This window comes from Muriicola sp. E247 (assembly GCF_041358175.1).
Taxonomy (GTDB): Bacteria; Bacteroidota; Bacteroidia; order Flavobacteriales; family Flavobacteriaceae; genus Muriicola.
Genome location: NZ_JBGKBE010000002.1, coordinates 405,445 through 419,594, shown reverse-complemented (window position 1 = coordinate 419,594; position 14,150 = coordinate 405,445). Strand labels below are relative to the sequence as shown.

14 protein-coding genes are annotated in these 14,150 nt (G+C 42.4%); 7 read left to right on the top strand and 7 right to left on the bottom strand.

From position 1 onward, the window contains the following. Positions 1 to 285: 285 nt before the first annotated feature. Positions 286 to 987 carry a hypothetical protein gene (locus ACA086_RS05505; protein ID WP_371002344.1) on the bottom strand — a complete coding sequence of 234 codons (702 nt, stop codon included), beginning with the start codon at positions 985 to 987 and terminating at the stop codon, positions 286 to 288. 82 nt (positions 988 to 1,069) lie between these two features. Here ACA086_RS05505 and ACA086_RS05500 point away from each other — a divergent pair, with 82 nt between their 5' ends. Beyond that, positions 1,070 to 2,131, top strand: coding sequence for a hypothetical protein (locus tag ACA086_RS05500; RefSeq protein ID WP_371002343.1), 1,062 nt, complete (start codon positions 1,070 to 1,072; stop codon positions 2,129 to 2,131). Between the two features lie 53 nt (positions 2,132 to 2,184). Here the strand turns inward: ACA086_RS05500 and ACA086_RS05495 are convergent, their stop codons facing one another. Beyond that, complete coding sequence (locus ACA086_RS05495) at positions 2,185 to 2,895, bottom strand: arylesterase (RefSeq protein WP_371002342.1); 711 nt, start codon at positions 2,893 to 2,895, stop codon at positions 2,185 to 2,187. 58 nt (positions 2,896 to 2,953) lie between these two features. Between ACA086_RS05495 and ACA086_RS05490 the strand changes: the two genes are divergently transcribed. Continuing rightward, the gene (locus ACA086_RS05490; RefSeq protein WP_371002341.1) at positions 2,954 to 3,640 is read left to right on the top strand and encodes an ABC transporter ATP-binding protein; all 687 of its coding nucleotides are present in this window, start codon (positions 2,954 to 2,956) and stop codon (positions 3,638 to 3,640) included. After that, on the top strand, positions 3,640 to 6,195 hold the full coding sequence (locus tag ACA086_RS05485; RefSeq protein WP_371002340.1) for an ABC transporter permease: 2,556 nt from the start codon (positions 3,640 to 3,642) through the stop codon (positions 6,193 to 6,195). Before ACA086_RS05490 ends, ACA086_RS05485 begins: the two co-directional genes overlap by 1 nt. A gap of 10 nt (positions 6,196 to 6,205) precedes the next feature. Here ACA086_RS05485 and ACA086_RS05480 read toward each other — a convergent pair whose 3' ends face one another. The 3 genes from ACA086_RS05480 to ACA086_RS05470 all read right to left on the bottom strand — a co-directional run bounded on the left by ACA086_RS05480 (position 6,206) and on the right by ACA086_RS05470 (position 8,236). Then, positions 6,206 to 7,318, bottom strand: a complete 1,113-nt coding sequence (locus ACA086_RS05480) for a histidinol-phosphate transaminase (RefSeq protein WP_371002339.1) — start codon at positions 7,316 to 7,318, stop codon at positions 6,206 to 6,208. Positions 7,319 to 7,471: 153 nt separating this feature from the next. Next, a complete protein-coding gene (locus ACA086_RS05475) occupies positions 7,472 to 7,762 on the bottom strand; it encodes a hypothetical protein (RefSeq protein ID WP_371002338.1) in 291 nt (96 codons plus the stop codon). A gap of 30 nt (positions 7,763 to 7,792) precedes the next feature. Continuing rightward, positions 7,793 to 8,236: a hypothetical protein gene (locus ACA086_RS05470; protein ID WP_371002337.1), complete on the bottom strand. Its 444-nt coding sequence runs from the start codon at positions 8,234 to 8,236 to the stop codon at positions 7,793 to 7,795. A gap of 217 nt (positions 8,237 to 8,453) precedes the next feature. Here ACA086_RS05470 and ACA086_RS05465 point away from each other — a divergent pair, with 217 nt between their 5' ends. From ACA086_RS05465 to ACA086_RS05450, 4 genes are read left to right on the top strand one after another with little or no spacing between them, the layout of a single operon-like run. Next, positions 8,454 to 9,644 carry an Nramp family divalent metal transporter gene (locus tag ACA086_RS05465; RefSeq protein ID WP_371002336.1) on the top strand — a complete coding sequence of 397 codons (1,191 nt, stop codon included), beginning with the start codon at positions 8,454 to 8,456 and terminating at the stop codon, positions 9,642 to 9,644. Continuing rightward, positions 9,641 to 10,387, top strand: a complete 747-nt coding sequence (pxpA, locus tag ACA086_RS05460; protein ID WP_371002335.1) for a 5-oxoprolinase subunit PxpA — start codon at positions 9,641 to 9,643, stop codon at positions 10,385 to 10,387. Before ACA086_RS05465 ends, pxpA begins: the two co-directional genes overlap by 4 nt. Next, the gene (gene pxpB, locus ACA086_RS05455) at positions 10,384 to 11,121 is read left to right on the top strand and encodes a 5-oxoprolinase subunit PxpB (RefSeq protein WP_371002334.1); all 738 of its coding nucleotides are present in this window, start codon (positions 10,384 to 10,386) and stop codon (positions 11,119 to 11,121) included. Before pxpA ends, pxpB begins: the two co-directional genes overlap by 4 nt. After that, a complete protein-coding gene (locus tag ACA086_RS05450; RefSeq protein WP_371002333.1) occupies positions 11,114 to 11,956 on the top strand; it encodes a biotin-dependent carboxyltransferase family protein in 843 nt (280 codons plus the stop codon). Before pxpB ends, ACA086_RS05450 begins: the two co-directional genes overlap by 8 nt. Here the strand turns inward: ACA086_RS05450 and ACA086_RS05445 are convergent. Further along, a complete protein-coding gene (locus tag ACA086_RS05445; protein WP_371002332.1) occupies positions 11,953 to 12,687 on the bottom strand; it encodes a nitroreductase family protein in 735 nt (244 codons plus the stop codon). The genes ACA086_RS05450 and ACA086_RS05445 overlap by 4 nt on opposite strands. Beyond that, a complete protein-coding gene (locus ACA086_RS05440) occupies positions 12,687 to 14,066 on the bottom strand; it encodes an aldehyde dehydrogenase (RefSeq protein WP_371002331.1) in 1,380 nt (459 codons plus the stop codon). The genes ACA086_RS05445 and ACA086_RS05440 overlap by 1 nt, the downstream gene beginning before the upstream one ends. Between the last annotated feature and the right edge of the window lie 84 nt (positions 14,067 to 14,150).

Genomic DNA, 14,150 nt, shown 5'->3' with positions numbered 1-14,150 from the left:
AGGATTCGTATTTCAGAACCTTGTTTCTCAGAGTTTTATCATCAGAATGTAAAACGCCCAAATAAAGCAGAAGGTAAAAAAGCCGTAGACTAAATAGGAAATAGTAGTGCGTTTATTCATGTGATCTGGTATTCCTCCCAAGTAAAGATTTTTCCTTTAAACGATAAATTCTATCCCTTAAACAGGGCAATAATCTCGTTGTAAGGACTTTATATCGACGAACAGCATTGTCGGGGCTCATTCACACAAAACAAAAATCCGGGATAAAAAAGGGTCAGGAAAGGATTAACGGTTCATTTTAAATCCGTCCAATTTGATATCATCAAGACCGTAATCGTCAAAGGGATATTCCAGTTGATCTTGAATATTATAGAGAGAAATAAGGATAAATTCAGTTAGAACCACTACGAAGTAGGTAACTGACGGAGTATTTTCTGTTGCCAGATCCCTGATAATTGTAGGCGCATAAATCAGAGGAAAGATATAGATAAAGACCAGGCAATAAGCTTTGAGGCTAATAGGTGTTCGGTGCGTATTGATGGCATGCAGGTTTTCAAGTGATTCATGAAGGTCATTCATAAATCGGAATATTCTATCCTTAAGGCGTCCGCCCATAACCTCAGATTTACTGATGACAAAAGCCTGTACCTTGTCAGTAATCATATCCAGTGTCTCAGTGGATTCTTTATTATTCTTTAAGTGTTCCATAGACATATCGCTGATCTCAACCAGTATATCGGAGATCTCCTTTTTTTCTTCTTCCGTAAGGTTGTTAGACGAATTGGCAAAGTAATACATGGTTTTAAGGGCCGCCCGGAACTGACTAAGATGTTCTAATGCCTTTTCTCTCCTTCTGAAAGAACCCCTGATGGTAAATACCAGGGGGAAAACGATCGCTATACTCAACAGGGTAAGGTCGAGGTGAAATCTTATGTTAAAAGTAAAACAAAGGAAGACTGTGAGCACCGAAATTATCAGGGCAATCAAAGTTCTTCGATTAATTGATGACAGGTATAGTTTAATTGTTGGAAATTTAGTAATTTATAATGCTAAAGCTAACCACAAAGTTGTGAAAAACCAAACAATACTTCTATTCCTTGCATTGTGCATGCTAGGACCCGTAACCTTCTATTCTCAGTCCGCTGAACCTGCGGAAGAAAAAAAGAAGACCACAAAGTTATTTCGTACACAGGAAGTGCTTCCTCTTAAACTCCGTTTCTCCAATAAACAGATGAAGAAAGAGACGAATGATAGCACCTATCTCTTTTCCAAACTTTTATTTCAGGATAATGACCAATGGGATTCCATTGATGTCAAGATCCGGGCAAGAGGGAATTACCGCAGGGCACACTGTTACTTTCCTCCCTTGAAAGTGAAGATCAAAAAGGCAATAGCCAAGGAGACTATCTTTAAAGGGAACAAAGAACTGAAACTGGTAATGCCCTGTGTACAGTCGACTAAATCACTCGACAATATTGTTAAGGAGTATATGGCCTATAAAATATATGAGGTTATTTCCCCCTTTCATTTTAAAACCAGGATGGTTTCCATTGACTATACGGAGTTAAAGGGTAAAAAGGACAAAGTTCATAAAGTAAAAGGCTTTCTTATAGAGGACATTGATAAGGTTGCCAAACGGGAAAATGCCAAAAAAATGAAACGGATTGTCCATCCTATGGAACAGGACGATATAGCCTCGGCACAGAATGATTTCTTCCAGTTTATGATAGGCAATACAGATTATTCTACGGCCTACCAGCACAATCAAAAACTAATTTTTACCGCTGATTACAAAACTATTCCTTTGCCCTACGATTTTGACATGTCAGGATTGGTGGATGCCAGCTATGCGGTGGTGTCTCAGGTGCAGGGGGAGGTGCTGAGCATAGAGAGCGTGACCGACCGCCTGTATCGGGGATTTAAACGAGATGATGCCGTATTCCAGGAAGTGAGAAAACAGTACCTCGACAAGAAGTCGGAAATATTTCAGGTCATGGACGAAGTTAAACCTCAATTTGATAACGAAAAGGAATTTATGATTGCACGTAACTTCATTGAAGACTTTTATGAAATCCTCGAAAACGACAATCAATTTGAGATGCAGATTATTAGAAAAGCCAGATTAAAATAATAGAGTAACAGTTTAATTGAGTTATCATAATACATTACTAATAAGGCTATTATCTATTTCAATATAGGCTTTAAAATTTCCCAGACATTTTCAGCAACAATTTGCTGGCCTTCTATGGTAGGATGTATCCCGTCGGCCTGGTTAAGCTCGGGGATACCAGCTACATCTTCCAACAAAAAAGGAATAAGATAGGCATCATTTTTTTCAGCGAGATCGGGAAATAGCTGCCTGAATTCTGAAGTGTACTCAGGACCCATATTCGGCGGAATTTGCATTCCGGCAAGCACTATTTTTACATTTGGATTGTTCTCTTTTACCGTATCAATTATAGACTGCAGGTTCTCCCGGGTCTCTGACAACGGTATTCCCCTCAGCCCATCATTTGCACCTAATTCAAGTAAAAAAACATCGATTTTGTCCCTCATCAACCATCCTATCCGGCTTTCTCCGCTGGCAGTTGTTTCCCCACTGATTCCCGCATTGATAACATAATACTCCAGATTCAGGGAATCTAGTTTTTTTTGGATGAGAGCGGGAAACGCCTGTTCGGGTTCAAGGCCCATCCCCGCCGTTAGGCTGTTGCCAAAGAAAACAATTGATTTCCCGGAACTGGGAACACCCTCTTCGGTTGAATTATTTGAAGACTGTTCCGTTTCTATGCCCTCTTTGTTATTTTTCCTATCGGTTTCCCCACAGCCAAGAAAAAACAGAAGGGGGAGAAGATAACAAAACTTTAACGTCGTTCGAATAACCGATTGATTCATAATAGAAATCATTTTTATAATTTCCCGCCCAGTTCCGAAAATCGAAAAATCCTGGGAAATGCCAAAGATATTAAACGTTAGTCAACTCAAAAAGTCTTATGAAAGTGGTTCGGGGGTACTTACTGTCCTTGACGACATTACATTTTCCTTGGAAAGTGGAGAAACTTTTGCGATCGTAGGGCCATCAGGAAGCGGTAAAACTACCTTGCTGGGCTTGTGCGCAGGTTTAGATCAACCCGATACAGGCAGTATTGAACTGTGCGGAGTTGAGATCAATACACTGAATGAAGATGAACGAGCGAGACTTAGGAATCAGAAAGTGGGATTTATATTTCAGGATTTTCAACTTCTTCCAACACTCACAGCCCTTGAAAATGTCGCAGTACCTTTAGAACTACAAGGAAAAAAGAATGCAGGAGCAAAAGCTCGAGTATTGTTGGAGAAAGTGGGACTTTCAGAACGCATCCATCATTTTCCATCACAGTTGTCAGGGGGAGAACAACAGCGTGTGGCTCTGGCCCGGGCCTTTTCCAATACACCTGACATTCTCTTTGCTGATGAGCCTACCGGGGAGTTAGATGAAGAAACGGGCAGGAAAATCATTCAATTGTTGTTTGAACTCAATAAAGAAGCAGGCACAACTTTAGTGATAATAACACATGATATGGACCTGGCACGAATGACACAGCGAATTCTCCGACTCAAAGGCGGAAAGATTAGTACAGACCAAAAGGTAATAGCATAGTGAACCTTCAAAAACAACCATCCGGTAATCCAGGTGTTTCATGGCTTTTTCTTATGGCCTGGCGTGATCTGCGTTCCAATGCGGGGAAGCTTTTTCTTTTTATGTCATCAATTGTGATAGGGATTGCAGCCCTTGTCGCAATTCAATCGTTCGGGAATAATCTTACGGATAGTATTAATAGTCAGTCAAAAGCCCTTATGGGTGCAGACTATGTTATCGACAGTAATCAGAAACCCAATGAGGTTGTTGTACAAATCATGGATTCATTGGGCGGTGCGGATAGTCGTGAGATCAATTTTGCCTCCATGGCCGTCTTTCCTTCAAAAAATTCAAATAAACTGGTGCAAATACTCGGTGTGGAAGGAGGATTCCCATTTTACGGAGAACTGGAAACAGATCCCCCTTCGGCAGCAACTTCTTTTCAGCAAAGAGGTGGCGCCCTGGTCGACGCCACTGTCATGCTGCAATATGGCCTGGTCCCTGGTGATAGTATTAAAGTTGGAAATATAATTTTGCCAATAGAAGGTGCACTTAATGCCGTTCCGGGCCGATCTGCTCTCAGCAGCAGTGTTGCCCCGGCCGTTTATATACCCTATGAAAAAATCATGGAAACTGGTTTGCTGCAGCGAGGAAGCAGGGTGGAGTATAAATATTATTTCATCGCTGAAAAGAATCAGGATTTGGAAGTTCTGTATGAAGCCATTGATCCCCGACTAGACGCTGAGGGGGCCGATATGGATACTCATCTGGATGAAAGCAGGAGGCTTGGAAGACGGTACAATAATTTTGGTAAATTCCTCAATATTGTTGCTTTTATCGCACTTCTTCTGGGTTGTGTTGGTATAGCAAGCGCCATCCACGTATATATCAGGGGAAAGCTCCGTTCCATTGCAGTATTGAAGTGTATGGGAGCCACCCGAAAGCAAACCTTTAAGATTTTTCTTATTCAGGTTGCAGGATTAGGGGCATTAGGGGGTATTCTGGGTACAGCAAGCGGTGTTGCTTTACAGATGTCGGCTCCCTTTCTGTTGCAGGATTACCTGCCGGTAGATGTAGAAATTACCCTTTCCTATCCTGCTGTTTTTCTCGGACTCCTTCTTGGCGTTCTGATGTCAGTAGCCTTTGCCCTTCTCCCATTGTTAAAAACATGGTATGTTTCCCCTTTATCGGTCTTGAGGATTCAGGAAGGTGAAGATATTAGGACAGGGAAGGCGCAACTCCTCGTGCTTGGAATCATATTCTTCTTTTTAGTGGTATTTGCCCTGAATATCCTAGATAATTGGCGTTATGCAATATTTTTTATTGTAGGCCTTCTGATCTCGTTCGCCCTCCTTTACGGCATGGCTCACCTACTGATCTGGGCCGTGAAACGATATTTTCCTGATCATCTTGGATTTTGTTTTCGCCAGAGTCTCCTCAATCTTTTCAGGCCGCAAAACCAAACATCCATTTTGTTATTGTCAATCGGGGTAGGGGCCTTTTTAATAAGCACCTTGTTTTTTTCAAAAGATATCCTCCTCTCCAAAGTTGCCCTGGGAGATAATGATGAAAGTCCGAATATTATCCTTCTTGATGTACAAAGCGATCAGGTTGAGGAAGTCAATAATACTATTGAAAAAAAAGGTATTCCGGTCCTTAACAATATTCCCATCATCACTATGCGTGTTGAAGGCATTAATGGTAGACCGGTCAATGAGATCAGGAATGACACCACTTCTAATATTGGAAGATGGGTCCTTAATCATGAATTCAGGGTGACATACAGGGACTCTCTGATTGCATCTGAAACCATCAGATCAGGCACCTGGATAGGAGAGGCGGGTGATTCTGAGGTGATCCCTATTTCTATAGCTGAAAATTTTGCTAATGATGCCAGGGTTGAAGTAGGAGACAGGGTAAGCTTTAATGTACAAGGGGTACTACTTGAAACGGAAATTGCCAGTATAAGGGAGGTCGACTGGGGGCGAATTCAGCTAAATTTTTCTGTGCTTTTTCCCAGCGGCGTTTTAGAAGATGCTCCAAAGTTCCATGTGGTTTCCACGCGGACCTCAGACGATTCACAATCGGCAGAGCTTCAGCGTAGCCTGGTAAATCTATATCCGAATATATCGATAATCGACCTGCGTCAGATCCTTTCGCTCCTGGAGGGTATCCTTGAAAAGATCGGTCTTGTCATTAATTTTATGGCATTCCTCAGTATCCTAACAGGAATTATTGTTCTGATCGGGGCGGTACGTACCAGCAAGTACCAGCGGATTAAGGAAAGTGTTTTGCTCAGAACACTGGGAGCTCAGAACCTGCAATTGCTTAAAATCTCCTTTTACGAATATGCTTTTTTAGGGATACTAGGAAGTTTAACAGGGATTTTATTATCCCTTGTGGGAAGCTTCTTTTTGGCCCAGCTTGTTTTTGAGGAACCCTTTATCCCTTCCGGGGAACCCTTTTACATCTTGCTACCCCTACTGACCATCCTGGTCATAGTCATAGGTTTACTTAATAGTCGTGCTGTTCTTAATACACCACCATTAGAGGTGCTTCGATCAGAAAGTAGATAGAGATACTTTGTCAGACCATCACCTTTCGCAGGGCTGTTCCAAACGCCTTTACTTCATCGATCGTTCCCGTGCTTATGCGGGCCCATTCTGTAAGCGGAGGGAATGGCCGGCCAATTTGTATATCGTGTTGGCCCATTTTTCCGATTAACTCCTGAATAGGAATTCCTGTTTTAAAAAATACAAAGTTCGTATGGGAGGGGATATAGCTAAGGCCGAGGTCGTCCAGCGTAGAATAGATATGCGCTTTTGCCTCTGTGTTCATTTTCAAACTGAATTTATAGAATTCATCATCCCGAAGGGCTTCGCGCGCTGCTTCAATGGCGAGGACATTGGTGTTGGCCATAACCGTCTTTTTTAATCTGTCGGCTATATCTGGTCGAGCAACCAGATATCCTATACGCATACCTGCGAGCCCGTAGACTTTGGAAAAGGTTTTGGATACGATCACATTCCGGTCTTGTTTTACAAGTTCAACCATCGAAGGGTAATCGGGCTCCATAATAAAGTCGTAATAAGCCTCATCACTGAAGATCACCGCCTTGTCATCATTTGAAAGACAGAAGTCGCGAAGCTTATTTTTTTCGATCAGGGTGCCTGTAGGATTGTTGGGGTTGCAGAGGAATATTAGTCGCGTCTTACTAGTTATCCGCTTCGCCATCGCTTCCAGGTCGTGTTCTAATTTGTCATTAAGTGGTACCCGGTGTACGTACGCTCCAAAATATTCAGCATACCTTAAAAGAGATTGAAAAGTAGGATCGGCTGCGATTACTTCTCCATTGTGCAAACCATATAGGAGTCCGGTTGCTTTAAGCCCCTCTGTAGAACCACCCGTAACTACAATACAGTCTTTGGATACCCCTTCTTTGTCTGCTATTTCCTGTACCAGCTTTCTGAGATATTCAAAAGGGTATCGGCAGGCAATGTCAAAGCTGTTCTTTATGACCGTCCTAACATTTTCCGAAGGCCCGTAAGGATTTTCATTCGAACTAAGTTTAATAGGAAAGGCCAGCGGTCTTGATGGAAATGTCGATTCGAAGGCCGCAACACTAAGCCCTCCCATCAACGTAAAGCCAGAGGTTAGTCCCATAGTTTTTAACCACTGTCGTCTGTCTATATTTTTCATATCCGGGAATTTGCAGAAGAAGATACAAATTTTCCCAGCAGATTGATTCGCTTACATCAAAAAATGATGTGCGACAAAACCCAGGAGAAGAAGACCAAATTGTCTTCAGTAAAAAATCTTTAGGTGGAAATTCGGGCCGTATGCCCGGAGGCATTAATAAAGTGTATTAGATATAAAGATGGCAATAATCAGCAAGACCATTGCAGTGTTGACGATAAAGGCAATGATCTTCTTTTCATCTATAGGCTCATTACGCCCTTTATAGAGGATAATAACACCAACAATTCCCAATAAGCCGGACAGTACTACTGGCAATCCAAACAGAAAACGCGAAATAACCGGATTTGTGTTAATCATAACCGCCAATGCAGCCACGGTTAATAAAACCAGGATGAGTTTACTTAGGTTATACGACTTTGAGGTGTACTTGCTTTCGTGTTGCATAGTCTTTGTTTTCAGTTTGCCCCTGAATGATTAAATGACTTTTACATTGACCTTGAGGCCTTCTATGATTCCCACAATACTCTCAACGGTTTCCTGCAAATAATGCTTGATTACCACATGGGGAATTCGAATAGTGGTAAAACCATTTTTAAAGGAGTGCATGGTTTCTTCAAGATTGTTCATAGCCTGTTCATGAGTAAGCATCTGATACTCAGTGTCAATTTGAATATTGAGTTTCACTCTGGAAATTGCGATATCGACGGACTTCTTTCCATCCCACCATTCGAGCATAGGATAGACGCCAACTTCTTTTAAAGCATAGTAAAGTTGTATGGCAGCAAGGGGGGTATTGTTCGACTTAATAAGTCTGTCTATCCTGGTTTTATGCTTTCCACATAATTCCACACCGTAAATTTCCATGGAGCTTTTATGGTCGAGATAGCTCAATTCTTTGTTACATTCTAAACAGTTCATGCAGGGTAGGTCAAAATTGATTTGGGTTTATTATAACCTGAAGAATTGAGGTTTATTTTGAGTTATCGATAAACGGCATCCGGATTTTAGACGAACTGCATTATTTTAGACGAACTACACTTTTTTTAACATTTAATTTTCTTTTTAGAGGGGTGATTCTCTTTGAAATTCGGTTAAGTTTTAACTTTGATGTACATTTCACTCTAATTACTTTTTTGTGTTTAAGAAAATTGGTCCCGGATTTCTCATTGCGGCAGCTTTTGTGGGCCCGGGAACTATAGCGGCCTGTACCCTAGCCGGGGTAGGGTTTGGTTTTACCCTTTTATGGGCTATGCTCCTTTCCATTGCCACGACTATGATGTTTCAGGAAATGGCAGCGAGGGTGGGTATCCTTACAAAAAAAGGTCTGACAGCCAGTATCAGGGAAGAATTAACACGTCCGTGGATACGTGTCTCAGTTCTTGGAATAATTTTAGCGGCCATTGTTGTAGGGAATGCGGCCTATGAAGCGGGAAATATAGGAGGCGCCGTTCTTGGGTTGGAGGCACTGCTGGGTAGCGAACCCTCGCCCTGGTATTCCTGGCTTATCGGCGGCTGTGCCTTTGTATTGCTGTTTGCCGGTTCATATAAAATGCTGGAAAAGATATTTGTAGGTCTTGTCATGATGATGAGCATTTCATTTATTCTGGCCGCCATCCTCACCAAACCTGAAGTATCCTCCATTCTGTCCGGACTCTTTTCTCCTTCCTTACCAGAAGGTAGTCTGCTGACGGTAGTGGCGTTGATTGGAACCACCGTCGTACCTTATAATTTATTTTTACACGCATCTCTGGTGAGTGAAAAGTGGAATTCAATAGATGATTTAAAAGCCATCAGGTGGGATACCATCCTTTCCATAGGTCTTGGCGGATTGATTTCAATCGCGATTGTAATCGCGGCTGCATCTAGTCAGCTCACCGAAGTAAGTAGTGGACTCGATCTGGCCAAAGGGCTGGAGCCTCTCTATGGTACATCCTCAAAATACTTTTTGGGGGTAGGTTTGTTCGCTGCAGGTATTACCTCGGCAATTACTGCCCCTCTGGCAGCGGCTTATGTTACAGCAAGTTGCTTTAACTGGGATAGCAGCTTTAAATCCTGGCGCTTTCGTGCTGTATGGGCATCTGTATTGTTGGCTGGGGTTTCTTTCCAGTCTCTCAATCTGAAGCCTATCGAGATCATTAAATTTGCCCAGGTGGCAAATGGATTATTGCTACCTGTTATATGTATCTTCCTGTTATGGATAGTCAATAAAAGATCACTTATGGGCATTTACAAGAATAAAATCTGGCAGAATATTCTTGGGCTGATCTTTCTGTTGCTAATAATTTCCTTAGGTGTAAAGAGTATCTGGTCTGTAATAAGTTCATGATGGAGAAATTGGAAATCGACATCAACTGTGATGTAGGGGAGGGGCTTGGGAACGAAGCAAAACTTTTTCCATATATATCTTCCTGCAACCTGGCCTGCGGGGCTCATGCGGGAAATGATAAGACCATGCGGGATGTAATCACACTGGCTCTGGCCCATCATGTCAGTATAGGAGCACACCCATCGTACCCTGACAGGGAAAATTTTGGCCGTAAAAGCATTGAAATGAGCCCGGAGGATTTTAGTGAAAGTATCCTTTCTCAGATCGCAAAACTGGATGCAATCCTCGCTGAACACAAGGTAGCCCTGAGTCACATCAAAGCGCATGGAGCTCTCTACAATGACCTGGCAAAAAATCGTTCTTTAGCAAAACAGTATCTCAAGATTCTCCAACCATACAAAAGTCGTACGTCCCTATTCGTGCCTTATGGTTCTGTTATTGCTGAAGAAGCTGAAAGATCAGATTTTCACTGCATCTATGAGGCTTTTGGAGATCGAAACTATAATGAGGACCTCAGCCTTGTTTCTCGAACTTCCGAAATTGCCTTGCTGACAGATCCATCAGAAGTATTAAAACACCTCTTACTAATGATTAGAAAGTCAAGCGTTAAAACTATAACAGGGCGTCTTATTCCTATTGTAGCAAATACCTATTGTATTCATGGAGACACTAGCAGTGCGTATGAAATATTAATGTATCTTTCCGAGGAATTTCCTAAGCACAATATTCATTTAAAGAAATGAATTCTTACCCCATCCATATTAAACCTTTTGGCGAACGGGCGATCCTGATTGAATGGCCAAAAGAGATCGAAAGAAGTATCCTCGATGACATTCTGACTTTTAAAGATTTTCTTCGTAGTGAAGGTTATGGTCCGGGTCAATGGGAACTCGTTGCTGCATACAATTCGCTGGCCCTAATAAATAATAAGAGTAAAATCGATTTTAAAGAATTGTCTGCTGATCTTCAAAAGTTGTACCCTTTGAGAAAAGAAGGGGTAAAGCAAGAATCAAGGCTATGGAGGTTACCTGTTTGCTATGACGAGGAATTCGGGATAGATCTTGAGGAGGTAAGTGAGCAGACGGGGAAAACAATCGAAGAAGTCATCAGTTTGCATACTTCGGCTACCTATACGGTTTATGGAATTGGTTTTTTACCAGGATTTCTTTATCTGGGGGGAGTTCCGGCAGAATTGGTATTACCCAGAAGGGCGGCACCCAGACTTCATGTAAAAAAGGGCTCGGTAGGCCTTGCCAGGAAACAGACCGGCGTGTACCCGCAGGATTGCCCGGGAGGATGGAATCTCATAGGGAATTGTCCTGTTCCAATTTTTAACGCAGAAAAGGAAAATCCTTGTCTAATCAGAGTAGGTGATAGGGTACAATTTTATTCAATACCGAGAGCTCAATTCGATTTGCATACTATTCAGGCTGAGGTAGGACTCGACTTACTAACTAAAGAATCAAATAGTGCTTAAGATTAAAAAAAGCGGATTTTTCACTACCATTCAGGACAATGGGAGGTATGGATTGCGGCATTTGGGGGTTCCCGTTTCCGGGGCCATGGATCAGGCCGCTGCTAAACTGGCTAATGCCATGCTTGAGAATAAAGAAGATGCAGCAGTGCTTGAAATTACCATGTCCGGCCCCGTATTAGAATTTACAAAAGACACATGGGCTTCCATAACCGGGGCCAATTTTTCTCCCCAGTTGAATGAAGTAGATATAGACAATCACAGCGTTTTTAAGGTAACTGCTGGAGATAAGCTCGCATTTGGAAGGCATATAAACGGACTGCGTGCCTATGTGGCTGTGAAAGGTGGATTTAGTACAGCGGAAGTACTAAACAGCAGGTCATTTTATATTCCCCTTACCGAAAAAGATCATCTCCTGGCTGGAATGGAAATCCCTTACGAGGAGACCACGAGTTTTGAACCTAAGATCACAAATGTGATCCCTGAGGAAATAGATAGGGTCCTTACCCTGGAGGTCAGTAGAGCTCCTGAATTTGATCTGTTGTCAGCTGAGCAACGAGAAATTCTTTTTAGTCGGCCCTTTACCATCGCAAAAGAGAACAACAGAATGGCGTATCAGCTCCAGGAAGCAATTGGAGAACATCAATATGCCATGCTAACTTCGGCTACCTTACCCGGCACAGTGCAGTTAACTCCCGGGGGTAAATTGATTATCCTCATGCGCGATGGCCAGACAACAGGTGGATATCCACGTATCCTGCAACTCTCAGAAAAATCGTCCAATTATCTCGCTCAAAGGACTTTTGGAGATACTGTACATTTTAAACTCACCTCCTAAACAGCCTTATAGACCTCTTCAAAGGGCACTCTGAATCTGGGGCCGTAGATTCCTTTTTCATCCCGTATCCCGCAGCCTATAGTCATAGTAATTTCAGCTCCCATCGGTAAGTTCAGGATCTTTTTAATTCTGGCCGTATCACTGCCTTCCATAGGACAGGTATCGTAGCCTATGGCAGCCATGGAAATCATAAAATTCTGAGCAGCAAGACCGGCACTCTTGTGTGCGACAATTCTTAAATCTGATCTCCTTACTTGCCGGTAAACGGGCCTGAAAAGGCCTATTACCCAAAAAAACACATATCGAATCCATCCTAATAATCCCAGAAACTCTGCATACATCGATGGAATTAGTTTTGTGTAGTAGCCCAGGGCAAACTTCTCCCTTTTGCTGTACTCTTCTCTGGGTTTGTCGCCTATATTTTTCAAAAGAAAGTCCCTGTTTGATCGAGCCCGTTTTCTCCATAAATCTCTTCTGGCTACCACTATCACCATTTGCTTGGCCGTTTTGGCTGCATTCTGTCCAAGACAAGCCTCTACCAGTTCCTTGAGGACTTCGGAATCTGTTACGTGATAGAATTCCCAGAGTTGCAAGTTGCTGCTTGTAGGGGCGAGAACAGCATTTTGGATACACTTTCTTACTTTCTCGGGGTCGATGTCTTTATCTTTGTCATACACCCTTACGGACCTTCGGTATTGAATAGCCTCGGTTACATTCTTTTCTGTATTCATTAAAATATATGTTTCATTTTTTTAATCAGATTCAGAGGTACGTTGTAAGGAGGATATTTGAAACGGAAATCGAGCCATGTAGCCCTTTTTACTACGGCTTTTTGATGCGAAAAAGTATTGAACGACCTTTTCCCGTGATAGGATCCTAATCCGCTTTTTCCGACCCCTCCAAAAGGAAGGTTTTTATTTGATATTTGCAATAAGGTGTCATTGATAGTGCCTCCACCAAAACTAAAGTCCCTCACAAACTTTTTTTGAAATGATTTACGCCTCGAGAAAAGATAGGCCGCCAATGGTTTCCCACCGTCATGAATCCATGCTTCCAATTCGTTTTCATTATTATAGGAGATTATTGGCAGTATAGGCCCAAAGATTTCCTCCTGCATGATTTTACTTTCCTTGGATGGCTCATCAACCAGGGTAGGGGAAATAAATCGGTCTGCGCTATTATGTGCTCCCCCAAAAAGGATTTTTTCATTGCTCAATAAGCCTATAAGTCGTTCGAAGTGAGCTGGTGAAATAATCCTGGCCAGGTCTTTTGATTCTTCAGGATTTTCTCCAAAGAATGCCCTGATACTTTTAATGAGTTCTTCCAGCAGTTGCTCTTTTATCTGTGTGTGAACCAGGATATAATCCGGTGCGATGCAGGTCTGGCCGGCGTTTAGAAACTTTCCCCAGACAATTCGCCTGGCTGCCTGGGCCGGAACTGCGGTCTCATCAACAACGCAGGGACTTTTTCCTCCCAACTCAAGGGTAACCGGAGTAAGTTGGCTGGCAGCACTTTCATATATTATTTTTCCCACCCTTGTACTACCGGTAAAGAAGATATAATCCCATTTTTCTTTGAGCAAACTCTTAGCCACTTCAGCATCCCCCTGACAAACCAATACGTGTTCCGGTTTAAAAACAGCACTTACGAGCTTTTGAATAACTGAACTCGTTTTAGGAGTGAGTTCGGAAGGCTTCAGGACAGCGGTATTTCCGGCTGCAACTGCCGAAATTAAGGGCAGCAAGGTTAATTGGAAAGGATAGTTCCAGGGGGAAATGATAAGGACATTCCCATAGGGTTCTTTGTATATCCAGTCGGAAGAAGGGAAGTTGAGGATGGAGGAGGGTACTCTCTCCGGTTTTGCCCATAACTCCAGATGTTTAATGATCATCTTTAGTTCGGCAAGAACAAACTGGGTCTCCGCGATTAAGGTCTCAAATTTTGGCTTTTTAAAATCTGCGTAGAGGGCTTCACAAATAGCATCCTCCTGGCGCACTATTTCGGTTTGTAATTTTTTAAGGAGCTCCTTTCGAAATCGTACATCCTTGGTCTGCCCTATATTAAAATACCTTTGCTGTGCCTCAACTTGTTGAGAAATTGAATTTTGCATGCCCAAAAATAGGTAATTTTTTAGCCTAAAGAGTATCAATTCTCACTCTTTTCCCCTTGCTGAATACATAGTGAATATGATAAT

What these genes read in the sequence shown, in the direction of transcription:
- ACA086_RS05475 (WP_371002338.1), bottom strand. Translation starts at nt 7,762, where the DNA reads ATGCAACACGAAAGCAAGTACACCTCAAAGTCGTATAACCTAAGTAAA.
- ACA086_RS05445 (WP_371002332.1), bottom strand. Translation starts at nt 12,687, where the DNA reads ATGAATACAGAAAAGAATGTAACCGAGGCTATTCAATACCGAAGGTCC.
- pxpA (WP_371002335.1), top strand. Translation starts at nt 9,641, where the DNA reads ATGATGGAGAAATTGGAAATCGACATCAACTGTGATGTAGGGGAGGGG.
- ACA086_RS05490 (WP_371002341.1), top strand. Translation starts at nt 2,954, where the DNA reads ATGCCAAAGATATTAAACGTTAGTCAACTCAAAAAGTCTTATGAAAGT.
- ACA086_RS05470 (WP_371002337.1), bottom strand. Translation starts at nt 8,236, where the DNA reads ATGAACTGTTTAGAATGTAACAAAGAATTGAGCTATCTCGACCATAAA.
- ACA086_RS05495 (WP_371002342.1), bottom strand. Translation starts at nt 2,895, where the DNA reads ATGAATCAATCGGTTATTCGAACGACGTTAAAGTTTTGTTATCTTCTC.
- ACA086_RS05440 (WP_371002331.1), bottom strand. Translation starts at nt 14,066, where the DNA reads ATGCAAAATTCAATTTCTCAACAAGTTGAGGCACAGCAAAGGTATTTT.
- ACA086_RS05480 (WP_371002339.1), bottom strand. Translation starts at nt 7,318, where the DNA reads ATGAAAAATATAGACAGACGACAGTGGTTAAAAACTATGGGACTAACC.
- pxpB (WP_371002334.1), top strand. Translation starts at nt 10,384, where the DNA reads ATGAATTCTTACCCCATCCATATTAAACCTTTTGGCGAACGGGCGATC.